21 protein-coding genes are annotated in these 22900 nt (G+C 57.4%); 6 read left to right on the top strand and 15 right to left on the bottom strand.

From position 1 onward, the window contains the following. Positions 1 to 83: 83 nt before the first annotated feature. The 7 genes from EI291_RS11475 to EI291_RS11445 all read right to left on the bottom strand — a co-directional run bounded on the left by EI291_RS11475 (position 84) and on the right by EI291_RS11445 (position 6452). Complete coding sequence (locus tag EI291_RS11475) at positions 84 to 1088, bottom strand: hypothetical protein (RefSeq protein ID WP_125419964.1); 1005 nt, start codon at positions 1086 to 1088, stop codon at positions 84 to 86. An 84-nt stretch (positions 1089 to 1172) separates the two neighbouring features. Then, positions 1173 to 1436: a barstar family protein gene (locus tag EI291_RS11470; RefSeq protein ID WP_125419963.1), complete on the bottom strand. Its 264-nt coding sequence runs from the start codon at positions 1434 to 1436 to the stop codon at positions 1173 to 1175. A 446-nt stretch (positions 1437 to 1882) separates the two neighbouring features. After that, positions 1883 to 3694 carry an ABC transporter ATP-binding protein gene (locus EI291_RS11465; protein ID WP_125419962.1) on the bottom strand — a complete coding sequence of 604 codons (1812 nt, stop codon included), beginning with the start codon at positions 3692 to 3694 and terminating at the stop codon, positions 1883 to 1885. A gap of 201 nt (positions 3695 to 3895) precedes the next feature. Next, complete coding sequence (locus EI291_RS11460; RefSeq protein WP_125419961.1) at positions 3896 to 4156, bottom strand: GIY-YIG nuclease family protein; 261 nt, start codon at positions 4154 to 4156, stop codon at positions 3896 to 3898. A 125-nt stretch (positions 4157 to 4281) separates the two neighbouring features. Continuing rightward, complete coding sequence (locus tag EI291_RS11455; RefSeq protein ID WP_125419960.1) at positions 4282 to 4572, bottom strand: putative quinol monooxygenase; 291 nt, start codon at positions 4570 to 4572, stop codon at positions 4282 to 4284. A 29-nt stretch (positions 4573 to 4601) separates the two neighbouring features. Further along, positions 4602 to 5576 (bottom strand): proline iminopeptidase-family hydrolase, encoded by a 975-nt coding sequence (locus EI291_RS11450; protein ID WP_125419959.1) that lies wholly within the window; start codon positions 5574 to 5576, stop codon positions 4602 to 4604. An 81-nt stretch (positions 5577 to 5657) separates the two neighbouring features. Next, positions 5658 to 6452, bottom strand: a complete 795-nt coding sequence (locus EI291_RS11445; protein WP_125419958.1) for an alpha/beta fold hydrolase — start codon at positions 6450 to 6452, stop codon at positions 5658 to 5660. Positions 6453 to 6792: 340 nt separating this feature from the next. Here EI291_RS11445 and EI291_RS11440 point away from each other — a divergent pair, with 340 nt between their 5' ends. Continuing rightward, positions 6793 to 8367, top strand: a complete 1575-nt coding sequence (locus EI291_RS11440) for a M28 family metallopeptidase (RefSeq protein ID WP_125419957.1) — start codon at positions 6793 to 6795, stop codon at positions 8365 to 8367. 176 nt (positions 8368 to 8543) lie between these two features. Here the strand turns inward: EI291_RS11440 and EI291_RS11435 are convergent, their stop codons facing one another. From EI291_RS11435 to EI291_RS11425, 3 genes are all read right to left on the bottom strand, one after another. Further along, complete coding sequence (locus tag EI291_RS11435; protein ID WP_170172606.1) at positions 8544 to 9983, bottom strand: carbohydrate-binding protein; 1440 nt, start codon at positions 9981 to 9983, stop codon at positions 8544 to 8546. A gap of 315 nt (positions 9984 to 10298) precedes the next feature. Next, positions 10299 to 10853, bottom strand: a complete 555-nt coding sequence (locus EI291_RS11430) for a hypothetical protein (protein ID WP_125419956.1) — start codon at positions 10851 to 10853, stop codon at positions 10299 to 10301. Then, positions 10853 to 11713 carry a dienelactone hydrolase family protein gene (locus tag EI291_RS11425; protein WP_125419955.1) on the bottom strand — a complete coding sequence of 287 codons (861 nt, stop codon included), beginning with the start codon at positions 11711 to 11713 and terminating at the stop codon, positions 10853 to 10855. The genes EI291_RS11430 and EI291_RS11425 overlap by 1 nt, the downstream gene beginning before the upstream one ends. 188 nt (positions 11714 to 11901) lie before the next feature. Between EI291_RS11425 and EI291_RS11420 the strand changes: the two genes are divergently transcribed. The 3 genes from EI291_RS11420 (at position 11902) to EI291_RS11410 (ending at position 15101) form a co-directional block, all read left to right on the top strand. Continuing rightward, on the top strand, positions 11902 to 12678 hold the full coding sequence (locus tag EI291_RS11420; RefSeq protein ID WP_125419954.1) for a hypothetical protein: 777 nt from the start codon (positions 11902 to 11904) through the stop codon (positions 12676 to 12678). A 370-nt stretch (positions 12679 to 13048) separates the two neighbouring features. Next, the gene (locus tag EI291_RS11415; protein WP_125419953.1) at positions 13049 to 14089 is read left to right on the top strand and encodes a sensor histidine kinase; all 1041 of its coding nucleotides are present in this window, start codon (positions 13049 to 13051) and stop codon (positions 14087 to 14089) included. A gap of 247 nt (positions 14090 to 14336) precedes the next feature. After that, positions 14337 to 15101: a LytR/AlgR family response regulator transcription factor gene (locus tag EI291_RS11410; protein WP_125419952.1), complete on the top strand. Its 765-nt coding sequence runs from the start codon at positions 14337 to 14339 to the stop codon at positions 15099 to 15101. Positions 15102 to 15266: 165 nt separating this feature from the next. On the opposite strand, the gene EI291_RS11405 is transcribed toward EI291_RS11410, so the two are convergent. Then, positions 15267 to 15635, bottom strand: a complete 369-nt coding sequence (locus EI291_RS11405) for a cupin domain-containing protein (protein ID WP_125419951.1) — start codon at positions 15633 to 15635, stop codon at positions 15267 to 15269. 76 nt (positions 15636 to 15711) lie between these two features. Then, a complete protein-coding gene (locus tag EI291_RS11400; protein WP_125419950.1) occupies positions 15712 to 15948 on the bottom strand; it encodes a Kazal-type serine protease inhibitor family protein in 237 nt (78 codons plus the stop codon). Positions 15949 to 16193: 245 nt separating this feature from the next. Between EI291_RS11400 and EI291_RS23435 the strand changes: the two genes are divergently transcribed. Then, positions 16194 to 16628 (top strand): CsbD family protein, encoded by a 435-nt coding sequence (locus EI291_RS23435; protein ID WP_125419949.1) that lies wholly within the window; start codon positions 16194 to 16196, stop codon positions 16626 to 16628. A gap of 137 nt (positions 16629 to 16765) precedes the next feature. After that, a complete protein-coding gene (locus EI291_RS11390) occupies positions 16766 to 17155 on the top strand; it encodes a YtxH domain-containing protein (RefSeq protein WP_125419948.1) in 390 nt (129 codons plus the stop codon). 543 nt (positions 17156 to 17698) lie between these two features. Here EI291_RS11390 and lysS read toward each other — a convergent pair. The 3 genes from lysS to EI291_RS11375 form a co-directional block, all read right to left on the bottom strand. Further along, the gene (gene lysS / locus EI291_RS11385; protein WP_125419947.1) at positions 17699 to 19261 is read right to left on the bottom strand and encodes a lysine--tRNA ligase; all 1563 of its coding nucleotides are present in this window, start codon (positions 19259 to 19261) and stop codon (positions 17699 to 17701) included. Between the two features lie 209 nt (positions 19262 to 19470). Further along, the gene (locus EI291_RS11380; protein ID WP_240635518.1) at positions 19471 to 20508 is read right to left on the bottom strand and encodes a hypothetical protein; all 1038 of its coding nucleotides are present in this window, start codon (positions 20506 to 20508) and stop codon (positions 19471 to 19473) included. Positions 20509 to 20745: 237 nt separating this feature from the next. Next, positions 20746 to 22893: a carboxy terminal-processing peptidase gene (locus tag EI291_RS11375; RefSeq protein WP_125419946.1), complete on the bottom strand. Its 2148-nt coding sequence runs from the start codon at positions 22891 to 22893 to the stop codon at positions 20746 to 20748. Positions 22894 to 22900: the final 7 nt, after the last annotated feature.

Below are 22900 nucleotides of genomic sequence, written 5' to 3'. Positions count from 1 at the left end.
CGAGCGGAGGAATCTCGCTCTATGCGCTCTGCATGATGTTCTATCCGTTAGCATGATGTGCTACTGGACTCCTGCAAACGCGCTTACTTTTTCTGAAGATACAGCAATGTGGACTGGCCCGACGGGCCGTACTTGTCATTGATGAGGAAGTAGCCGCCCCAGTAAGCGGCCAGGCCTTCCCAGTTATAGGTCATGTACTCCCGGGGCAGCTCGAACAGCGGCTTCCACGTAATTTTATCACGCCTGTACCGCATACTGATGAGGCGGCAGTAGTTCTGGTAGCCGCTGCCGCTGCGAATGAAGCGGGCGTTTGGGTCGGCAGCCGGAGCCCGGTACACGCTGTCCTCGTCGCCGCTGAAAAAGTAGTTGATGGCCGTGAAGCGGTTTTTGCCCTCGTACACCAGGTCGGTGATGCGGAAGGGCAGGCGCTGCACCGGCACATATTGCGGAACATCGTTCCGGACGGCGGCGGTGGGGAGCCGGAAGGCGATGTTGTCGTGAGTGAAGTAGTTGTACTCGAAGAGGAACAGCAGACTCTGGTTGTACCCAGTGGCCGCTTCAAACCCGGCGTTGTGAATGTGCGTGCCATCGGTAAGGGCCGGTTTTGCCAACGGCACCAGATAGCGGGCATCCATGGTGATGGTGGCGTTTTCTTCGCTCAATGAGCCCTTCACCACGTAGCAGTACGCCGATTCAGTAGCCGTTTCGATGGTGAAATAGGCGTCGTTGCCAATCATGGTGAGGCCTTCCAGCCCCTCATACAGCTGGCAGGCGCTATCAATCCGGGCCCTGATTCGATCAAGCCCCCGGATGCGGTATTTCTTATAATGTACGTCCTTCGAGTTGCCGGCCAGCTGCGCCTCCAGGCTGCTCAGGCTGATGCCGTACACTTTTGCCTCGGCCTGGTCCTGCAAACGGCTTTCAGAGAGCAGCAGCAGTTCCATGCCGCGCAGATACAGCCCGGAAAACTGGTTGTTCTTATCCGCAATTTCTGGGGGCAGTGGAATAGTGCGAATGGCAAACGGCGCTTTCTGGCCACAGACCGGAAGACCGGCTAGCAGCAGCGCAAGGAGCAGAATATGTTTCATCGGGCAACGGGCAAACCAGGCCGCCTAAAGGTAATTCTTCGGTTACGCTTATACTCGTGCCGCAGCGCATGATTTTCCCGGCAGCTACCCCAATACAATGCGTTTGGGAGCCATTTCCACTTCGTAATCCTGTATCACCTGCCGCAGAATCTGCATGTCGCGGGGGCAGCAGCGGGCAAACTCCTCCCAGTTCGTGAGCGTCAGCACAGGCGGCATTTCCACAATGGCAATGATGGAATCCCAGAAAGCGTCCCAGCTCGGGCCGTACCAGTCCTCAAAGCCCAACTGCTCCTTGAACAGCTGGTGAATGGCAGCTTTGCTGGTGATGCCGGTAAGGTCGAGGGTCATTATTGTGTCTGTTGTTGAGTGACCAGCGCCTCTCGTGTTGCTTTGGGAATGGATAGGAACTGTTGCTGAACGTAGCCATCTAAAGGCGGGAGGCCCGCTTCCGGGAGTGATACTCGGCACCAACCATCTGCCTGTATACTGTCCAAATTCACGGTATTACCTGCAGTAAGTGTTCCAACGACGTGAGAGTCGCGTGCGGTATCAGTAGCCATTGAATAGATAGTGACTTGCGCGCCAGTTACCAACACCGGATGCTTAGCCATTCTTATCATGTGACCAAGCCAAGCCATAACACTCAAGTTGAAAATACAAACCCAGATAACTAGCGGAATCCAATTTATGCGCCACTGGCCGTCACGAATTTCTAGCGGAGTAATTTTAAATCCCATTTGTAGTTAAAAACTATGTGAGATTCAAAGATAGGCAGGATACAAGCCAGCCGTGCCTCACCCCGCCGTGTCGCCTACCTCGTCTTCCTCATCCACCATCACGCGGGCCAGCTTTTCGATGTTGAGGCTGCGGGCGGAGGCGTCGAAGATTTCGCGGTAGGTGCCGCGCAGGTCGTAGAGGTGCTCGTGGGTGCCGCTTTCCACCATGCGGCCCTGCTTCATCACGTAGATGCAGTCGGAATCGACAATCTGGGCGAGGCTGTGGGAAATGATTACCACCGTGCGGCCCTTTTTGATGGCGTCGAGGGAGTTTTTGATCTGCTCGGTGGCAATAGCGTCGAGGGAGGCGGTGGGCTCGTCGAGGAAAATGATGGGCGGGTTTTTCAGGAACAGCCGCGCAATGGCAATGCGCTGCTGCTGCCCGCCCGAAAGCTGCTGAGCGTCGCTCTGGTAGCCTTTGGGTAGCTCCATAATCTGCTCGTGCAGGTAGGCTTGTTTGGCGGCGGCCTTAATCTGGTCGAGAGTGGCGTCCATCACACCGTAGCGGATGTTCTCCTCAATGGTGCCCTTGAAAATGTGGTTTTTCTGGAGCACCAGCCCTATTTGCTGGCGCAGGGCGTGGGTGTTGTAATCGGCCAGTGGCTTGCCATCGAGCAGCATGCGGCCGTGGTCGGGGGCGTAGAACTTGCAGAGCAGGTTGATGATGGTGCTTTTGCCGGCCCCGCTCAGGCCCACCAGCGCGGTAGTTTTGCCGGCCTCAATGGTCAGGCATACGTCGTGCAGGGCCTGGGTGCCGCTGGGGTAGGTGAAGTCCACGTTACAGATGTCGAAGGTGCCCTGCAAATGGTCGGGGAGAAGCGGGCCGGTGGGCTCCACGGCGTCGTGGGCGTCGAGAATATCGAAGAAGCCCTCGGAGTAGGTGAGGGCGTCGTTCATCTCATCATAAATGCGGTGCAGCTGCCGGATGGGGGCCGACACGTTGTTGAACAGCAGAATATGGAACATGATGGCCCCGATGCTGATCTGCTGGTCCAGCACCAGGTAGGCCGTCAGGATAATGATGAGCACGACGCCAATCTGCTCGGTGAAGGTCTTGAGGCCGTCGTAGAGGAAGTTGGTTTTTCGGGTTTGCAGCTGAGCTTCCTGGAGGTTCTGCTGCACTTGGGCCTGCTTCTGCTCCTCGTAGTCCTCGCGCACGAAGCTTTTGATGACCACCGCCGAATCAATCAGATTCACGAGGCCCTGGCTTTTGGCCTCGCGCAACCCGCGCAGCGCCCGGCGAGTGCCGTTGAGCTTATCGGCCTGGCGGTAGCTCAGCCAGAAGTACACTGGCAGTACCGCCACGGCCACCAGTCCCACGTACACGTTGGCCGTGAACATGACCACCAGCGCCACAATGGCATTGGCAAACAGCGGCAGAATGTCGATAAAGAAGTTCTGCACCAGCTTCATCAGGCTTTCCACGCCCCTATCGATGCGGGTCTGGAGCTTGCCGGTCTGGTTGCCGCTGTCGGAATAAAAACCCAACTGGTAGCTCAGCACCTTGTGCACCGCATCCTGCGAAAGGGTGCTGGATACGTTGATGCGGATTTTCTCGCCGTAAAACTTCTGCCCGAACTGGATGAGCGTGTTGATGATTTCCTTGCCCAGCAGCAGCCCGCTCACCAGCAGCAATAGGTTGGCCCCGTGCACAAGGCCCTGGTTGCGGTCAAGCATGCCCTGCACGGTATCCACGGTGTAGCGCAGCACAAACGGATTCACCTGCGCCGCCAACGAGCCGACCAACGTGAGCAGCAACGTGGCCATGACGAGCCCCCGATACGGCCGCACATACGGCAGCAGGCGCTTAATAATTTCCCAGAGACTCATCGGCTAGGCGAAAGGTAGTAGCCTGTTTAGACGAGCGGGGCGGGGCGGGGGTTGTTATGTATGGGTAGCCATGAACGTCATGCAGAGGCGGAGCCGAAGCATCTCGCGTGCTGAGGTTGCATTACTACTCAACCGTAAGCGCATAGATGTTCACCGCCATCAAATACAGCATCAGCCGGTCCACGTCTGCAAATTAATAGGTTACCAGTCTGAATTTGTTGTTGCTATCAGTGCTTTCTTTTTAGCTCGACTCCATCCCTTTATTTCTTTCTCGCGCGCAATAGCCTGCACAGCGTCGGCACATACTTCAAAGTAAACCAACAGATTACATTGATAACGTCCGGTAAATCTGCTGGCGTTGCCTAGGTTTTGAGCGTGTTCGTACAGGCGCCGCTCCAAATCATTGGTTATGCCAGTGTAAAGGACAGTATGCGCCGGATTCTTAAGCAGATAGATGTACATGAATCAATATCTGGCAGAAGTTACTATGGCAGCGTTAGCACGCGAGATGCTTCGGCTCCGCCTCTGCATGACGTTCATGGCTGACGCACGAAACGCTTCGGCTACTCACCTTTTGCGAAGTTCTTTTACTCCACCACCATATAGTGGTTCATCTCCTGAATACTGGCGTAAAACGGCTTCACCAGCTGAAAAAATACCCCGAACTCTGCGCTTTTGCGGAAGCCCTGCAAGTGCCGCTCCACTGAGGTCCACTCAATGCGCCAGATGAACAGCTCGGCATCTTCCTCGCAGTGCGCCAGCTGGTAGCGCAGGCAGTCGGGCGCGGCAGCCAGCAACTTGTTGGTATACCGGATGGCTTCGATAAACGCCGGCTGCTGGTCGGCGGCAATGCGGTAGCGGATGTACTCGACGGTCATGGCAGGAAGTGGAACGTGAGGAACTGAAGCTACCCTTTCCGCTCCGTTTTGCGCAGGAACTTGATTAGTGCCGGGAAGTAATGCTCGGGGTCGTCCCACATGGCGAAGTGCGAGCCGTCGGGGCAGACGTAGGCCTGGCAGTTCGGAATGTGCTTTTTCATGTAAGCAATATCGGCCGGCGGCACAAAGTCGTGCTGCGCGCCGATAACCAGCGTGGGCGGCTTGATGGTGGCCAACCGGCCGGAGAAGTCCCAGGCCAGCATGAACGGCATGAAGCTAACTGCGTAGGTGCGGGTAATGTGGGCCTGGCTGCGCGTGTAGATGGGCGGCTCGGGCACCCGGCGCATCATGTGCAGGCTGCGAAACTCCTTGGTAACGGCCGGCGTGATGTGAGGCGTAAGGCTCATCAGCCCCATTGTATCGAGGCCGGCAATGACCTTGCCCTGTTGCGCGGCCTGCCGCCGAATAATATCCGCGTACTGGCTGAAGCGGTTCTTGTTGAATACTGTGGCCTTGTAGCCGATGTTGGACATAATGAGCCCTTTTATATGCTCGGGGTATTTGGCGGCGTATTCCAGGGCCAGCATGCCGCCCCAGGAGTGGCCCAGCAGGTAAAACTGGTCCAGCCCCAACCCCTTACGTACCTGCTCTACCTCCTCTACAAAGCGCGGAATGGTCCACACGCTTTTATCATCGGTTTTATCGGAGTGGAAGGAGTTGAGCTGGTCGTAGTAATAGATTTCTACGCCTTCTTTGGCCAGGTACTGCGGGAAATTCTCAAAATACTCATGCGTGTTGCCCGGGCCGCCGTGCAGCACCAGCAGCTTGATGTTGCCTGTGCCCACCTTCTGGGTCCACACCTTGTACTTGCCGTCAATGGGAATCATTTTCACACCCGGCGCTTTCAGCTTGGCAGCGTAGCTACTATCGGGAGTGGGGGTCTGGGCGCTGGCGAGAAATGGCAGCAGGCACAGAAATGTGAGTAACAGAAAACGAAACGGCACGGAAGGATAGAGGTAAAATGAGAACTGGACGGGCTGAATATCCGCAAAGATTTCGTTTTACCTCAGGTATAACACCCCACCTCACGCCGCCATATAAGTCTCTAGGGCACTCAGCGTTTCGGTGGGGGCACTTACGTGCGGGCAATGCCCGGCCACGGGCAGCGTAATGAGGCGGGCGTGGGGCAGGTAGGCCTGTAGATAGTCGCCTACTTCCAGTGGAGCAATTACATCTTCGGCGCACTGTACCAGCAGGCAAGGCGTTTGGCACTGCGTTACGTCGGCGCGGTTGTCGCCCAGAAACGTAACGCGTGCAAACTTCCGGGCAATAACCGGGTCGTTCTGGCAGAAGCTGTGCGCCAGCTCCGCCGTAAGGGAAGGCTGGTCGGGGTTACCCATGATGAATGGGGTGATATAATCGGCCCAGCCTACAAAATCCTTGTCCATAAAGGCCAGCATCTCCTCCAGATCCCGGCGCTCAAACCCGCCGTGGTAGCTGCCTTCGTTGAGGTAGCAGGGCGAAGGGCACAGCAGAAGCAGCTGCTGAAAGTAGTGCGGCTCCCGAATAGCGGCCAGCATCCCAATCATGGCACCTACTGAGTGCCCAATAAGCGTTACTTCCCGCAGATTCAGTTGTTGGCAAATATCAAGCAAATCGAGGGCGTACCCATCCAGGGAGGCATAGCGGGCCGGCTCGTAAGCAGTTCTATCCGACAGCCCGGACCCCACATGGTCGTAAAGCACCAGCCGGAACTGCTCGGAAAACGCCGGAGTGATGTAGCGCCAGATGGTTTGGTCGCACCCGAAGCCATTCACGAACAGCAGCGTCTGGTTTCCGTGTCCCAGTATCCGGACGTTGTTGCGCTTGAGCACATCCATGGCGCGTAAGGCGGGTGGGAGGGTATAAATGGCACAGGAGATACGAAAATGCGCGAGCCGGCAACGGATTACCAGAATAGGAATAGCCGCCTGCCCGGAGGAGCCGAAAGCAGCCCGGATGTATTGAATATAGTAAAAATTATATAAATAATGAGATGCTGCAGCTACACGGGCAGAAGTGCAGTACGCGGGGGGAGGAAGGTGTGGCGTTTCGCGCCCGTTGGTTGCCACACCACATGCCCGGATAGAGGTACGGAGTTGAAGCTGGCAGGTCGTACGCAACGCCACGTTTTTTTCTGGTTCTTTAGGGGGAGAAACCTCCACTCTACAACCGACCCGCATGAACAAACTTCAACTCCTCGCCTTAGCCAGCGGCTTGGCCTTCACCGCCCCTGCCTTGGCTCAACAAGGTACCAAAGCCGACCCGGCCATGCTGGCCAAAATCAAAGACGAGGGTATGAACCGCTCCAAAGTGATGGAAACGGCCTTTTACCTGACCGATGTATGCGGCCCCCGCTTGGCCAACTCGGCTGGCCTGGCCCGCGCCAACGAGTGGACGCAGAAGCAGTTCACCACCTGGGGCCTCGCTAAATCTACCATCGAGCCCTGGGGTACCTTCGGGCGGGGCTGGGACATTGAGAAGTCGTACGTGGCCATGACGGCCCCCTATTACCACACCCTCATCGGGGCTCCCAAGGCCTGGACGCCCAGCACCAACGGCCCGCTCAAAAAGCAGGTGGTTGTGGTAAAAGCCACCACGGAAGCCGAGCTGGATAAGTATAAAGGCCAGCTGCGCGACAAGATTGTATTGCTGGATGTGGCTAACCCGCCTAAACCCAGCTTCGAGCCCGACGCCAAACGCTACACCGCCGAGGAGCTGCAGAAAATGGCTGACTTCAAGCCCGAGCCCCCCGCGGCCAAACCCGACGACGCGGAAATGGAGAAGCGCACGGCCCAGCGCCGCACCATGATGGCCCTGCGCACCAAGATGTCGGATATGATTCTGAGCGAAGGCGCGGCGGCCATCCTGAGCACCCGCGGTGGCTCCGATGGTACCTTCTTCACCTCGAACGGTGCGCCCTATGCCGCCGATGCCAAGCCCGTGCTGCCCGAACTGGAAATGGCCCCCGAAGACCAGCTGCGCCTCATTCGCCTCGCCGAAGCCGGTATTCCGGTAGAAATTGAGCTGGAAACCCGCACCCGCTTTCAGAATCAGGACCTGAAAGGCTACAACGTGGTAGCTGAAATTCCGGGCACCGATAAAAAGCTGAAAAGCGAAGTGGTGATGCTGGGTGCCCACATCGACTCCTGGCACGCCGCCACCGGCGCTACCGACAACGCCGCTGGCTGCGCCGTGATGATGGAGGCCATGCGCATTCTGAAAGCGGCCGGGGTGCAGCCTCGCCGTACCATTCGGGTGGCGTTGTGGGGTGAGGAGGAGCAGGGCCTGTTCGGCTCGCGCAACTACGTGAAAAACCACTTCGCCGACCCCGCCACCATGAAGCTGCTGCCCGACCACGAGAAGCTGGCCGCCTACTTCAACCTCGACAACGGTGCTGGCAAAATCCGGGGGATTTACGCCCAAGGCAACGAGGCCGTAGTGCCGGTGTTTACCGATTGGCTGAAACCCTTCGCCGAGTTGGGCGCTACCACCGTTACGCTGCGCAACACCGGCGGCACCGACCACCTCTCGTTTGATGCCGTGGGCCTGCCCGGTTTCCAGTTCATTCAGGACCCCCTGGACTACGGCACCCGCACCCACCACACCAACATGGATACCTATGAGCGCCTGCCCGCCGACGATATGAAGCAGGCCTCGGTGGTAGTGGCATCCTTCGTGTACCAGGCCGCCATGCGCGACGCCAAGCTGCCCCGCAAGCCCCTGCCCGCCGCCAAGCCCGAGCAGCGTATGTAAGCTGGTAGAGAGCTTGTCATTGCGAGCGGAGCGAAGCAATCTGTCCTTTTCAAGGTGATAAGCAATAAAGAAGAAAAAGCCCCTGACGTCCGTACTGGCGTCAGGGGCTTTCTGCTTTTTCAGGGTTCAGTGCTTTGTGAAGGAAGGATTGCTTCGTTCGCAATGACTAAGCCTACCTATTGCACCAGCAGCTGCTTCGTGATTTTGCCGGTGGCGTTTGTGGCCTGAATCAGGTACACGCCGCTGGGCAGAGTACGGTCCACTTTCACGGCGTTACCGAAGGCCGTGTGCTGCCACACCTGCTTGCCGCTTGCATCCAGCACCTGCACGGTAGTCGGCTGGGTGAGGTCGGCGTTTTGCAGCTCAATGGTGAGGGCGGAGCCGGCCGTCTGGGGGTTGGGGTACACGGCTACGTCGAAGCTGCCCGTTTTGGCCGGGGTAGTGGCGGTAACGGTGGCGGTTCGGGCGCTGCCGGCCTGAGAAATCCGAATCCAGTTCAGGTTCCAGCCGGCGGTTTGGGCAAATACGCCGAAGTTGTACGTACCGGCGTTGATATACACGGTTTTGGAAACGGTAGTCCATTTCTGCCAGCCACCCGTAGCCGGAATGGCCGTGTTGCCCAGCTGAATGGCGCCGGCGTTCAAATCCGACGACAGGGTGCCGCCCGAGGGGCTGGCCACGCGGTATTCCAGCAAGTAGTTACCGGAGGTTGGGAAGTTGACATTGTTGTAGGCCATCCAGTCGCCGGCGTCGATGTAGGCCACGTTCTGGCCCCCGCCCGTGTCGGTAGTGGCTTCTACCTGCACCCCGTTCATGGCGCTGTAGCTTTCGGCCTGCAGGGTAATGGCCGTAGAGGCCGTGGTTTTCTGGTACACCCGCACGTAATCCACCGACATGGTAGCAGGGAGCTTGCTCTCATCCACCGTCTGGCCGGGCCAGTTGCCGGCTACGGCCAGGTTCAGCAGCAGGAAGAAGGGCCGCTGAAATTCCTCAGTGCCGCCCGTGCCGTTGGTAATGTTGATTTCGTGGTACTTAGTGCCATCCACAAACCAGCGGATGTAGGTCGGCTCCCATTCGATGGAATAGACGTGGTAGGCATCGGGGGAGGTAATGATGTTGCCGCCGTATTCGGCGTGGCCGTTGCTGTCCCAATGCACGGTGCCGTACACCTTGTTTTCGGTGTTGATGTGCTCCATCACGTCAATTTCGCCGCAGGCCGGCCAGCTCACCGTGTTGATGTTGGCACCCAGCATCCAGAAGGCTGGCCATAAGCCCTGGCCCAGCGGCATCCTGATGCGGGCCTCCACCTTGCCGTACTTGAACTCTTTCAGCCCCTGCGTTTTCATGCGGGCCGAGGTGTAGGGCATGCCGCCCACGCTCTGCTTGCGGGCCGTAATCTGCAGCTCAGTGCTGGTGACGGTAGCGTTGGCGCGCTGGTAGTACTGCTTCTCGTTGTTGCCCCAGCCGCCGCCGCCGGTTTCAAATACCCAGCTGGAGCTGATGCTGCCGTTGAACTCATCGGCCCATACCTGCTGGTAGGTTTGGGCGTGGGCGGTGAAGGAGCCGAGCAGGCACAGTGCCGCAGCTCCCAGGAGGGAGGTAAACTGGTGTTTCATTGGTTGTGTGGGAATTGGTGGAAAGAAGAGCAGCAGGGGAAAGCCGGGTGTTATTCGGCTAGTTTCGGGACTTGGGAACCCTCGAAAACGCCCAAGTATGGCGGGCTTTTTCGGTAAATCCAAGCTGCTCAATATCGCCAAATCCTATCCTCCAGATAGGGTTATACGCCTACTGCACAACGTCAAATATGAGCCTGTACCTGCTGTGGATGGCTTAATACTTACAGCGCAACGGCTACACCACACGAAAAAAACTGCTGCCAGCAAAAAAATATTTTGACCGGCAGCGGTTTTCATCGGGCATACAGATTCCAATCAGGATACTAGCTGTCGTAATGCGGCTACCATGCTCACTAGTGCGGTATTATCAGTTGCCGAGGTTAAGCCGGAATAGTCAATCTGCCGGCAATCATAGCGCCGCAGAAACCCCCGAATTTCCTGTTGGCTCAGGTACTGCAACGAAGTAACGCTGGTTTGCCAGCCTCGCTGATTTTTCCACCAGCAAAAGTCAGTCTGCGCTGTTTCCTCTATGGCCTCTGCTGCATCAATGGGGAAAGCAGGTTGTTGATGCAGATGATGAATGATGGTATCCGGGAGTCGCACTGCATGCTGTTTCAAGTAGTGCAGCAGACTTTCGGGCCAGTAATAGGTACCATCCGTACAACCTGTGATATGCAGATGCTCGCCGCAGCCCAATAGGCAGCGTTCCATGCCCATCCAGTAGTGTAACGGCCGGCCACGGCTGAGATACTGCAAAGCCGTTTGGCGTTCCGCTTCCGACCAGCTGTCATCTACAAAGCAAGCCACATCCGGATACTGAGGTTCCAGCAGATTCCGCCAATAACCCATACCAATCAACCCGGCTGCCATTACCCTAATTGCTCCTTAAACAGCTTCAGCGTACGGCTCCAAGCCAGCTGAGCGGCCTCGGCATTGTAGCGGGCGGGGGAGGAGTCGTTGTTGAAGGCATGATTTACCCCCTCGTACACATACTGTTCGTACTTCACACCGGCCGCTTTCAGGGCGGCTTCCCAGGCGTCCTTCCCGGCGTTTACCCGCTCATCTAGGCCGGCATAGTGCAGCAGCAGGTGGGCTTTGATGTTGGCGGCTTCGGCAGCGGGCGGCTGGGTGCCGTAGTAGGCCACGGCGGCGTTCAGCTGGGCATCGTGGGTGGCGAGGCTGTTGGCCAGGGCCCCGCCCCAGCAGAAGCCTACGCAGCCGGTTTTGCCGTTGCAATCGGGCCGCTGGCGCAGGTAGCGCAGGGCGGCTAGGTAGTTTTCCATGTTCTGCGGCTTATCCAGCTTGCCGATGAGCGTGCGGCCCTCGTCCTCATTGGCCGGCGTGCCGCCGAATACCGACAGCGCATCCACCCCCAGGGCCAGGTAGCCGGCCTGGGCCACGCGCCGGGTTACGTCCTTGATGTGGGGGGTGAGGCCCCGGTTTTCGTGAATTACCACCACGGCCCCGCGCTTCTTCCGGCCCTGCGGATGCACCAGGTAGCCCTTCATTTCGGTGCCGGCCGCACCGGACCAGCTCACGGTTTCCTCCGTCAGCTTGTCGTCGGCCGCCGATACGGTGGCGGCGCGGGCGTAGCCGGGTTCCAGCACGGCCAGCGCGGCAGTGGCCAGGGCCGTGCTGCCGGCCAGCTGCAGCAGCCGGTCGAGAAACTCCTTGCGGGTGAGCGGGGCGTGGGTGTACTCGTCGAAGAGGTTGATGATGCGCTGGTCCATAGGGGGGCGGTGAAGGAGGTGGTGACGGAGAAAGATAGGCAAACCGGCCCGAAGCTGCCCCGGCCCGCTCGGGCCCCGGTTTCCGGCACTCGCACGATTTTTCCGGCACTCGCGCGAAATCCCGGGCATTCGGGCCGGTCAGGCAGCAGTTTTGGCCCATCAATCACCCCATAACCCCCACTACTGCTATGGACGCCAACCAACTTGCCCGCGACGTGAAATTTCTGAAAGCCTACGCCCTGGGCGCCACCGTGGTGCCGCTGGTGGCCCTGCTCTGCGCCTTCGGCAAGCCCGATAAGCCGGTGCATTTCAAGGAACTATCAGTAGAGCGCCTGAACCTGGTGGAGCGCGACGGTACCGTGAAGATGATCATGAGCAATAAGGAGCGTTTTCCGCAGGGCGTAACCATTGATGGTAAGCACATCGACTACAAGCGCGACCATCCCGGCATGCTGTTCTACAACGACAAGGGCGAGGAGTGTGGCGGCCTGATTTTCGGGGGCGAGAAGGGCCCCGACGGCAAGCCCAGCGCCGGCGGCCATTTCTCCCTCGACCGGTTTGGCCAGGACCAGGTAATTGCCCTGAACTACCAGGAGCAGGGCGGCGGCTACAAGGCCGGCCTCACCTTCAACGACGCCCCCGACGAATCGATGACGGCCCTGGAGGAGAAGTATAAAAACGCCACGGCTGAGGAAAAGCAGAAAGCCGTGCAGGAGGGCAAGCTGGGGCTGATGCGCCGCATGTACGTGGGCACCACCGCCGGCCGCTCCTCGGCCATGATAATGGCCGACCAGCGCGGGGCCACCCGCGTGATGCTGGTCGCCAACACCGACCAGTCAACCCTCGACTTCAAAGACAGTCAGGGCCGCACCCGCCTCACTATCGGCGTCGATAAAAACAACCAGCCCGTGCTGCGCTTCCTCGATGAAAACGGCAAAGAAGTGAAAATGACCGGCCAGTTGTAGGTAAGTAATGACGCTGTTCAGGAAGTAGGTCTTGCATTTATGTCTGTCATCCTGAGCGGAGCGAAGGACCTTATTACGAAGCTGTTTAGGAAGTCTGGTTTGGCTACTTATCTGTCATCCTGAGCGCAGCGAAGGACCTTCTCACGTCAGAACAACGGCTGTCCAGACGTGAGAAGGTCCTTCGCTGCGCTCAGGATAACAACGGGTTTGATTTCCTAAACAGCTTCTACGCCTGAACGACTACCGTGTAGATGACTAGTTCAGACGTGATAAGGTCTTTCGCTCTGCTCAGGATGACAGATAGCGTCAAGTGGCGAATAGTTTCCTGTCACGGCCGAGTTGTCTAGCTTGCTGCTCAAACCTGTACTGCATGCGCAAAAAGCCCTGGTTTTACCTGTTCCTGTTCGGGTTGGCGTTGCTGCTGGCGCTGTACACCCGCCTGACGATGGCTCCAACGGCGGAGGACTTCTACCTGTTCCCGGATGCACCGTTCTGGCTGTTTCTGCAGGCCCTGCTGATTGTGGGGCTGCTGGACCGGCTGCACGCCCGGGCCGTGCGCCGGGGGCAGGCCTCGGGGCAGGCTGGGTACTTTTTCGGGCTGCTGTGGCGGGGGGCGCTGCTGTTTGTGGGGCTCACGCAGCTGCTCACGGCGGGGCTGGAGCTCACCCACATCGGGCACGACAATTACGCGGGCTGGTATCCGGTGGTGCGCAGCTTGGCTTCGGATGCGTTTCTGTACCTGCTGGTGGGCAGCGTGTATTTGCCGTTTCTGTACCAGCAGCACGCCGCCCAGGTGCGAGTGGAGGTGGAGCGGCTGGAGAAGGAAGCCACCCAGGCCCGCCTGCAGGCCCTGCAGCAGCACGTAGACCCGCATTTTCTGTTCAACAACCTCAACATCCTGGCCGCCCTCATCGAGTCCGCCAACTCCGCCGCCCACGACTACGTGGTGCACCTGGCCAACTTGTACCGATACCTGGTGCGCACCCGCCAGCAGGACGCCGTGCCCGTGGCCGAGGAGCTGGCGTTTCTGCGCGACTACCAGTTTCTGCTGCAGCGGCGCTTCGGGGCGGCCTACGTGTTTGAGGAAGACGTGCAGGTGCCAGCCGAGGAGCTGCAGCACCTGCTGGTACCGCCCGGGGTGGGGCAGGAGCTGCTCACCAATGCCCTCAAGCACAACCTGGGCAGCCGCGCCCGGCCCCTGCGCGTGCGTCTCACCCTCACGGCCGATAGTCTGCAGGTGAGCCACGCCCGCCAGCCCCGCCCCGTGCCGGCCCCCGGCGAGGGCAGCGGCCTGGCCGGCCTGCGTGCCCGCTTGGCCCTGCTCCACGACACCCCCGTGCGCATCGACGACACTGCCGAGCACTTCAGCGTCACGCTGCCCCTGGTGCGCCGCGCCCCGGTGCCAGAGTAGGATTTCCGCGACTAGGATTAGCAGCTAGTTCCCCTCCTTTCCAAGGAGGGGAACTAGCTGCTAATCCTAGCTTTGCAGTCCACGGCTTGAGCTATTCGAGCGTTACCACACAGAATGCCTCGGCAGCGCTTCTGCTTGATATTCATATTCCACTGAATATCAACGATTCAGCAAGCATTGCCATTCAATCCGCGTAGCCACTTCTCACTTCTCACTTCTCACTTCTCACTTCTCACTACTCACCCCGATGCTCCGCCTGCTGCTGATTGAAGACGAAGAACCGGCCCTGGACCAGCTGCGGCGTTTTGCGCTGCAGTACGCGCCGGCCGCCACCATTGTGGGGGAGTGCCAGCAGGTGAGCGAGGCCGCGGACTTTCTGCGCCAGCACCCGGCCCCCGATTTGATTCTGTCGGATATCGAGCTGCTGGATGGCAACGTGTTTCAGCTGTTCGGGCAGGTGGCCGTCAGTAGCCCGGTCATCTTCGTGACGGCCTACGACTCGTTTCTGGTGCAGGCCTTCGAGCAGAACGGCATTGCCTACGTGCTTAAGCCGGTGCAATACGCGCAGTTTGCCGCCGCCATGCAGAAGTTCGAGCGGCTGCGGCAGGCGTTTCAGGGGGCGGCGCTGCAGCAGCTGGCCGCCACGCTGGGCCAAACCGCGCCGGCCCCAACTTATAAGCAGCGCCTCGTGAGCAAATCCCGCCAGGGCCTGTACTTGCTCGACGTAGCCGATTTGGCCTACTTCCAGCTGCGCAACGGCGTCGCACACGCCATCGACGCCCAGGGTCGGGCCTACGTGCTCAGCGAAACCCTCAGCCAGCTCGAAGCCCAGCTCGACCCCGCCCGGTTTTTCCGCCTCAACCGCACCGAACTGGTGCAGCTTTCGGCCATCGAGCGGCTGGAGCCCTACTTCAACGATACGCTGGTAGTGCACCTGAAAGGCCACTCCACCACGCTCACCAGCAGTTCCCACCGCACCCCCGAGCTGCGCCGCTGGCTGGGCATGAAGTAAATCGAAACAGCCGCAAACCCGTCATGCAGAGGCGCAGCCGAAGCATCTCGCGTGCTGATGTTGCAGTAGTAAGTCAGCTATCAGCCCCGCATCCACCCACCAAAAAGCCCTCATCCCCGGTTTATCCGAGAATAAGGGCTTGGGCCGATGTCAACCAATACGGTGTTATTCCTCTCGGTTTACGGTGGCGGGGGAAAAGGCCGGCACGCATACCGACCAGTACTCGCACTCGGCATCAAAAGGGTTGGAGTAGCGCACCCGAGCGCCGGCCTTAATCAGCAACGATTCGCCCGCGCCCAATTCCACCACGTCGCCGTCGATTTCAAACCGTTTGCGGCCGCGCACCACAATGGTTACCTCATCGAACTCGGGGCGCTGGTGCGGCTCGCTCCATTGGGGCGGGGCTACCATGTGGGCCACGCTGTACTGGCCCGTGCCGGTGCTGGCCAGCCCGATGTGCTCTTCTATGAGCTTGCCATCGGTGGTGGGCACTACAAAAGGATTCTGTTGGCGGAAATAGCGTTTCTCTGACATACGAAAACGAAAAAACTAGGCGGCCCCCGGCCGCGGTGCAAGCTACATCAGTCGGCTTAAAACTTCGGGGCGGCTACTACTGGCCTGAGCCTGGGCAGGCGCCCTGTGTATAGGTTTTTACGCCCGCGTTGCTGGCCTGGCAGGCGTTGCTGTACGTCTGGTTATTGCAGCCGCACACGGGGGCGTACTCCATGGTGCACATGGCATCCTTGCGGATTTTACTGGGGTCGATGCAGTCAGTAGTAGGGGTGGCTTCGCGCTGGCAGGCCAGTAACAGCAAAGCCGGAGCGGCCCAGGAAAGAAGGCGAATCATGGCAGTGAAAAGTAATAGGTGAGTGGGGAATATACGGGGTCAGGAGAATATGAAGCCGGGTTTCACCCATGCAGTAGGAAGTCGCACCAGCGGGAATCAGTAATATTTTCCGTTGCTAATTTTTACCTTACCGCAAAACCTCGGCCCGCCGGCCGCGTATAGCAGCCCATAATCGGATGTCACTACTTATGGTGCGCCGGTTTTCCTTCTGAACCTATTTTCAACCCATTCTCTCCCCAAGAATCATGTCGTACCACGAAGAAGACAACTCCGGTAAAATTCTCCTCGCTGCTCTGGCTGGTGCCGGTGCTGGTATCATTGCCGGCCTGCTGATGGCCCCCGATAAAGGCAAAGCCACCCGTGAAAAAATCGGCAGCGCTGCTACCAAATACAGCGGCCAACTGGGCGAGCAGCTTTCAAAATACGGCGAAGACCTCGACTCGAAGTTCAAAGGCTATATTGAGAAGCTGGAAGATCTGGGTATCTCGGGCAGCGGTGCCAAACTGAAGCTGAAAGGCAACTGGGACGAGGCCAAAGGCAAGCTGAAGCAGCAATATGCGCAGCTGACCGACGACGACCTGGACTACGCTGAAGGCAAAGGCGACGAGCTGGTAGGCCGCCTGCAGAACAAGCTAGGCAAAGCCAAGCACGAAGTAGTAAAAATGCTGAACGACCTGTAGGTCTTTGCAACCCGTTAAAAAAGCCGCTCTTTCTTCGGAAGGAGTGGCTTTTTTATTTAACCCCCGGCCTAGGGCCTGCGTTATAGCAGCACCGGCCCATACCGGGCTGTATTTCGTCACGTTAACCCTTCTTGATCATGCAAGACACGAAAGGCAAAGTTATTCTTTCCCTGCTGGTAGGCGCTACGGCCGGAGCCGTGGCCGGCTTGCTGTTGGCACCCGAAACCGGCGACGAAACCCGGGCCGGCCTTAAAAAATCGGCATCCAAGCTCGGTGACGACCTCAGCAAGCTGCTGAAAGAAGGCAAGTCGCGCTTGGCTGCGTTGAAAGACCAGGCTCCCGCCGACTCCGAGCAGCGTACCTCTGACCGGGCTGCCGCCGATGATTTGCTCAACTCCCTGAACCAGCCTGCTTACAGCCGCGCCTCGTCCGCCGAATCTGTTGCTTCCGATCCTACGGATAATGACCCTGATTATGACGGCATTGGCGACGATACCCGGCATTTTCCTGGCTACAAAGCCTCCTGATTTTCTGCTGTTTTCGTAACCTATCCCTAATGGCTGCCGTTAAAGAATATACAATCGGCTTAAAAGAAGATTGGAGAAGTTACGGTAAGTAAAATTGCCGACCGTGGAGCTTCTAACAGGATCTGGTCAAACAACCTGCTAGTAAAATCACACGCTGTCCATCGCACGTTTCTTCCGTACACCCCATTTAGAAGGGTAACCCGATTGTGTATTAAGTAGGAAAGCCTCTCGTCCAGTATTTGACGGGAGGCTTTCTTGCTTTTGATGCGTACAGAAAAAACTCTTTATCCAGTAACCTTCTTGCGCAAGCCCCGTTTAAGAATACATAACCGACCAATGAGATGTTGAACGAGCATCTGTTGTAAAATTGCCGGTCGTGGAGCTTCTGCAGGAGAATGGTTAACAAGACCCGGCAGTAAAATCATACGTACCCATCGCAAGCTTCTTCAGAAAACCTCTGGTCAACGAAGTACCCCGGTTAGTTAAAAAGAAAGCCTCCTGCTACATTCAGCAGGAGGCTTTCTGATTTATAGCCAAGTTGGTTTATACTTCCGCGTCCGGTTTGGGGGCGTTTTCCGATTTGGTGTTTTCCGGCTTCATCTGCGGGAAGAACAGCACATCCTGAATGGAGTTGGAGTTAGTCATGATCATGCTCAGGCGGTCAATACCAATGCCCAGGCCGGCTGTAGGTGGCATGCCGTACTCCAAAGCCCGCAGGAAGTCCTCATCAAGCACCATAGCCTCGGTGTCACCGCGCTTACCCAACTCCAGTTGCTCCTCGAAACGGGCACGCTGGTCGATAGGGTCGTTCAACTCGGAGAAGGCGTTACAGATTTCCTTGCCGTTGCAGATGGCCTCGAACCGCTCCACCAGGCCCGGCTTGCTGCGGTGCTTTTTGGCCAGCGGCGACATTTCCACCGGGTAATCGGTGATGAAGGTGGGCTGGATCAGTTTGGGCTCCACATGCTCCCCGAAGATTTCGTCGATGATTTTGGCTTTGCCCATGCTGGGGTCGAGACCTACTTTCAACTCCTTGGCCGCGGCCCGCAGCTCGTCTTCGCTCTTGCCATCAATGTTGAAGCCGGTGAAGTGCTCAATAGATTCGGCCATGGTGAAGCGCTTCCAGGGGCGCTGGAAGTTGATGAGGTTTTCGCCCACCTGTACTTCGGTTTTGCCGTGCAGGGCCAGAGCCACCTTCTCCACCATCTCCTCCACCAGGTCCATCATCCAGTAGTAGTCTTTGTACGCCACGTACAGCTCCATCTGGGTGAACTCGGGGTTGTGGAACCGGCTCATGCCCTCGTTACGGAAGTCCTTGCTGAACTCGTACACCCCATCAAAACCACCCACAATCAGGCGCTTCAGGTACAGCTCGTTGGCAATGCGCAGGTACAGCGTCATGTCCAGCGTGTTGTGGTGCGTTTTGAAGGGGCGCGCGGCAGCACCACCGTATAGGGGCTGCAGGATGGGGGTTTCTACCTCCAGGTAGCCTTTGTTGTTGAGATAGTTGCGCATGGCCTGCACCAGCTGGGTGCGCTTGATGAAGGCCTCGCGCACGTGCGGGTTCACTACCAGGTCCACGTACCGCTGGCGGTAGCGCTGCTCGGGGTCGGAGAAGGCATCGTAGGTAGTTTTCTCGCCGGTGGCTTCATCCACACGCTCCTTCACCACGGGCAACGGACGCAGGCTTTTGCTCAGCACCGTGAGGCCGGTTACGTGAATGGAGGTTTCGCCTACCATCGTGTTGAACACGTAGCCTTTCACGCCCACGAAGTCGCCAAGGTCCAGCAGCTTCTTAAATACGGTGTTATAAAGCTCCTTATCCTCGCCGGGGCAGATTTCATCCCGGTTGATATAAAGCTGAATCCGGCCCGAAGCGTCCTGCAGCTCAGCGAAGGATGCCTTGCCCTTCACCCGGATAGACATCAAGCGTCCCGCCAGACTCACATCCTGGAAGTTGTTGAGCTCGGGGTGGTAGTTATCCTTGATTTCCTGGGCGTAGAAGTTCACGTCGAATAGCTCAGAAGGGTAGGGCTCAATGCCGAGTTTCTGAAGCTCTTCCAGTTTGTTCCGACGGATTATCTCCTGTTCGCTGAGGTGCTGCATGGTACGAAGTCTAAAACAAAGCCCGCTGGGGCCGGTAAAATCAAGCCGCAAAAATAGCGCGGCTTGCACACTTATTCGCATAAACCAGTGAATACTTAGTTAGTTGTCTGCCAACGAACCAGGATAAAGCAAAAAGCGCCGACCCAATGGGTCGGCGCTTACGTGTATATGGAGTGGGAACAAAAGAAGCGGGAAGTAACAGTAGTGCGTTAAGCAGCCATCTGCAGCATGGGCGTCTCGTCGCGTAATACTGGTTCAATGCGGGTACGGAGGCGCTCCTGCACAAAGGAGTTCTGCAGGTGTTTAGGCAGTTCCGCCACCAGCTGCTGGTACCGCTCCAATCCCATGGCCTTGGCCACGTAGGTTTCGTGTACTCCGTTGAGGTAGCTCACAATATTGAGCAGCGACTGATGGAAAAGCTGAAAGTCAATGTCGGCCTCCACAAAGCGTTCAATCTCCCGGCTGGTCTGCGAGATGCGCAGGCGGCCCAGCAAGTCGAAGATGGTGGTGTAGCCCAGCCGCCAGGTAATTTGCTGCCAGTGTGCGGCCGTCCATTTATCCAGCACCTTACCGGTTTTCTGGCTGCGAATGGCCGTGTTAGGATTGGCCTGCACCTGCTGGCGGGTGGACTGGGCCTTGATTTTGCGGGTGGTGCGCAGGAATTGACCAATCTGCGCTTGCGCGTCAATCTCCTTGCCGGCAATGTGCAGACCGGCTTTATAGCCCGCCAACGGTAGCCGATGAATGCTGAAGTCGCCGTAGGCACCGGCAGCGTAGAACGAAATCGGACGTGGATAGGCGTTACGCACCACCAAACGACCCACTTCCCGGCGAACTAACGAAGGATTGTTGCTACGCACCCCGGTAGTGTACAGGAATCCCTGCAGCCCGGCCATAATAGTATGGTAGGCCTGCGGGAACGTCCAGTGCAGCGCGTTGCGCAGGTATTCCTCGTCACCCAACTCGGCCGTAGCCCGCAGCGCGTACTCGGTGCTCCAACTGGCGTGCAGGAGCTTGGTTATGGCCTGCACATCGGCCTCCGTCAACTCAGCCTGATGCGCCCGGAAATAGGGCAGGTGCTGCAAGCCGCCCATAGCGTCGTCGGCCTGCTCAATATGGTAGTTGATGGCAAAGAAGTAGTTCAGGAACACCTGGGCCGGAATCGATTTGCGCCAGGTTTCGTCGGCTTGCTTCTGCTCGTCGGTAATCAGCGGAATGATGGTAGTTTCCATGTCGTTCGTTGTCATGCTTTATAAACCAAGATACTAAGTTTTTGGTTCTGATTTGCTAAAAATATTGTCATAATTATTAGGTATGTAAAATGCTTATTTACAGCGTTTTGAAGAGTTATTAATTTGGTTTTGTATGAGGGTTTTATTTGGGTTATTTGCTAATGAGGATGTAGGGCGCATTCAGGACAACAAAAAAGCCCCCCGCACCAAGTGCGGAGGGCTTCAAAGGAAAAACAAGCGTTAACGAAAAGACTAGATCTGGTCTTTCAGTACGGCTACGGCTTCACGCAGCGTAATATCCTTTTTAAGGGGCTTCACGAAGCGGGAGGCGCGGTTTACCTTCAACGTATCGGTACCCAGCTGGCGCAAATCAAAGGCCAGAGGTGCAATAGTCATCGGCTGAGCGGCATTTTGGATGGCTTCATATTTATCCGATTCAGCTTTGGCCTGTAACTGCTCAGCGCGGTAGTTGGCCAGTTTCAGCGACACTTTGGTGTCATCCTTACGCTTCACCATGCGCTGCACCATATCCGTCAGCTGCTTGAAGCTGGGGCTGGCATTTACGCGGGCCGTGCTGGCCTGCCGCAGTTTGTCGATGGCGGGAGCTCCGTTCCAGGCGCGGTACTTGGCGGGCGTGATTTCGTCCCACTTAAGCGGGTAATCAGTTTCCTTCTCGCCCTGGTCCAGGTAGCTATAGGCATCGGGCAGGATGATATCCGGAATTACACCTTTAAACTGCGTGGAACCACCGTTGATGCGGTAGAACTTCTGGGTAGTCAGCTTCAGCGAGCCGAAAGGCTTGATGCTGTTGAATTCGGCGGGCATGGCATCATCCAGGTCGAAGATGCGCTGCACGGTGCCTTTACCGTAGGTGCTGGCCGAACCCATAATCACGCCGCGCTTGTAGTCCTGAATGGCGGCTGCCAGAATCTCAGAAGCCGAGGCGCTGTACTTGTTCACAAGAATAACCAGCGGACCATTGTACTGCACGCGCGGGTCACGGTCATTGAGGATAGTCGCCGAACCCTGACCACCCCGTACCTGTACTACCGGGCCGCTATCAATGAACAGGCCGGCCATTTCCACGGCGTCCTGCAAAGAGCCGCCCCCGTTAAAGCGCAGGTCGAGCACTACGCCCTGTACATTCTCCTGCTTGAGTTTCTCCAGTTCCTTCTTCACATCAGCAGCCGAGCTGCGGCCACCATTGTCATTGAAGTCGGCGTAGAAGTTCGGTAATTTGATGTAGCCCAGCTTCTTGCCATTCTCATTGATAGTGGCCGATTGTGCGTACGTTTCCTCAATCACCACTACGTCGCGGATGATGGGAATAACCTTGGTGCTGTTGTCAGGCTTGCGAACCGTCAGACGCACTTCCGAGCCTTTCTTGCCCCGAATCAGGCCGATGGCCTTATCCAGGCGCCAGCCTTCCACCGAAACCGGTTCCTCGGCGCCCTGGGCTACCCGAATGATGGCATCACCGGCTTTCAGTTCGCCCTGGCGGTACGAAGCCGAGCCGGGTACGATGTCGGCTACTTTAATCTGGCCGTCTTTCTCCTGCAGCGTGGCACCAATACCTTCGAAACGGCCAGTCATGGCAATATCAAAGTTGTCTTTGTCGCGGGGGGCGAAGTACTCAGTGTGCGGGTCGTAGGTGTTGGCAATGACGTTGGCATACATAGCCAGCCGGTCATTAGCATCCGTCTGCGACAGGTCCTTGAAGTAATCATCAAAGTACTTTAGCACGCGCTTACGGGCCTCAACCTCCATTTGGGCCGGCGTGCGGGTAGGCTCGGAGGTGGTGGCGGCTGAAGGAGTAGCAGTGGTTGAAGCCAGTGGCTTATCCTTTTTCTTAGTCTGCTCATCCATCATTTCCGAAACCCGTACCAGCGTCTGGTACTTCAGAAATTTACGCCACTCCTCACGCTGGGCAGCAGCGTTGGCGGCAAAAGTTGCCTTGTCGGGCTCGGTTTCGAAGCTCTCCTCAGTAGTAAAATCGAATGGCTGAGCCAGAATCTCGCGGTACAGACCCTGCACGTCTTTCACGCGCTGCGTCATGATCTGTGTGCTTTTATCCAGAAACTCGTGCGTACCACGCTGCACCTCATCATCAATATCCTTCTGGTATTGCGAGAGGGCGGCAACATCCGTCTGGAGCAGAAATTTCTTGCTGCCATCCAGCCGCTTGAGATACAAATCGAAAACGCGCTTGGAAAAAGCATCGTCGATACGCTCGGGCTGATAATGCGCAGCACTCAGGCCCTGCAGCATGGCCTTGATGAGCACTTCGTCCTTTTGCGGGGAACTACCGTCGTTGCGCCGATACAGCTTGTAGGAAGCCAGCACAAACACCGCCAGCAACACCGAGGCGTACAAGCCTATTTTGAGTCGGGGGGAAGACATGAACTAA

Source organism: Hymenobacter rigui, from assembly GCF_003944715.1.
Taxonomy (GTDB): domain Bacteria; phylum Bacteroidota; class Bacteroidia; order Cytophagales; family Hymenobacteraceae; genus Hymenobacter; species Hymenobacter rigui.
Note: the sequence above shows the minus strand (reverse complement) of the source record. Positions and strands in the feature narration are given on the sequence as shown.

Bases quoted from the DNA above. Each gene is read 5' to 3' on its own strand.
- EI291_RS11475 (WP_125419964.1), bottom strand. From the start codon at position 1,088: ATGAAACATATTCTGCTCCTTGCGCTGCTGCTAGCCGGTCTTCCGGTC.
- EI291_RS11470 (WP_125419963.1), bottom strand. From the start codon at position 1,436: ATGACCCTCGACCTTACCGGCATCACCAGCAAAGCTGCCATTCACCAG.
- EI291_RS11465 (WP_125419962.1), bottom strand. From the start codon at position 3,694: ATGAGTCTCTGGGAAATTATTAAGCGCCTGCTGCCGTATGTGCGGCCG.
- EI291_RS11460 (WP_125419961.1), bottom strand. From the start codon at position 4,156: ATGTACATCTATCTGCTTAAGAATCCGGCGCATACTGTCCTTTACACT.
- EI291_RS11455 (WP_125419960.1), bottom strand. From the start codon at position 4,572: ATGACCGTCGAGTACATCCGCTACCGCATTGCCGCCGACCAGCAGCCG.
- EI291_RS11445 (WP_125419958.1), bottom strand. From the start codon at position 6,452: ATGGATGTGCTCAAGCGCAACAACGTCCGGATACTGGGACACGGAAAC.
- EI291_RS11440 (WP_125419957.1), top strand. From the start codon at position 6,793: ATGAACAAACTTCAACTCCTCGCCTTAGCCAGCGGCTTGGCCTTCACC.
- EI291_RS11435 (WP_170172606.1), bottom strand. From the start codon at position 9,983: ATGAAACACCAGTTTACCTCCCTCCTGGGAGCTGCGGCACTGTGCCTG.
- EI291_RS11430 (WP_125419956.1), bottom strand. From the start codon at position 10,853: ATGGCAGCCGGGTTGATTGGTATGGGTTATTGGCGGAATCTGCTGGAA.
- EI291_RS11425 (WP_125419955.1), bottom strand. From the start codon at position 11,713: ATGGACCAGCGCATCATCAACCTCTTCGACGAGTACACCCACGCCCCG.
- EI291_RS11420 (WP_125419954.1), top strand. From the start codon at position 11,902: ATGGACGCCAACCAACTTGCCCGCGACGTGAAATTTCTGAAAGCCTAC.
- EI291_RS11415 (WP_125419953.1), top strand. From the start codon at position 13,049: ATGCGCAAAAAGCCCTGGTTTTACCTGTTCCTGTTCGGGTTGGCGTTG.
- EI291_RS11410 (WP_125419952.1), top strand. From the start codon at position 14,337: ATGCTCCGCCTGCTGCTGATTGAAGACGAAGAACCGGCCCTGGACCAG.
- EI291_RS11405 (WP_125419951.1), bottom strand. From the start codon at position 15,635: ATGTCAGAGAAACGCTATTTCCGCCAACAGAATCCTTTTGTAGTGCCC.
- EI291_RS11400 (WP_125419950.1), bottom strand. From the start codon at position 15,948: ATGATTCGCCTTCTTTCCTGGGCCGCTCCGGCTTTGCTGTTACTGGCC.
- EI291_RS23435 (WP_125419949.1), top strand. From the start codon at position 16,194: ATGTCGTACCACGAAGAAGACAACTCCGGTAAAATTCTCCTCGCTGCT.
- EI291_RS11390 (WP_125419948.1), top strand. From the start codon at position 16,766: ATGCAAGACACGAAAGGCAAAGTTATTCTTTCCCTGCTGGTAGGCGCT.
- lysS (WP_125419947.1), bottom strand. From the start codon at position 19,261: ATGCAGCACCTCAGCGAACAGGAGATAATCCGTCGGAACAAACTGGAA.
- EI291_RS11380 (WP_240635518.1), bottom strand. From the start codon at position 20,508: ATGACAACGAACGACATGGAAACTACCATCATTCCGCTGATTACCGAC.
- EI291_RS11375 (WP_125419946.1), bottom strand. From the start codon at position 22,893: ATGTCTTCCCCCCGACTCAAAATAGGCTTGTACGCCTCGGTGTTGCTG.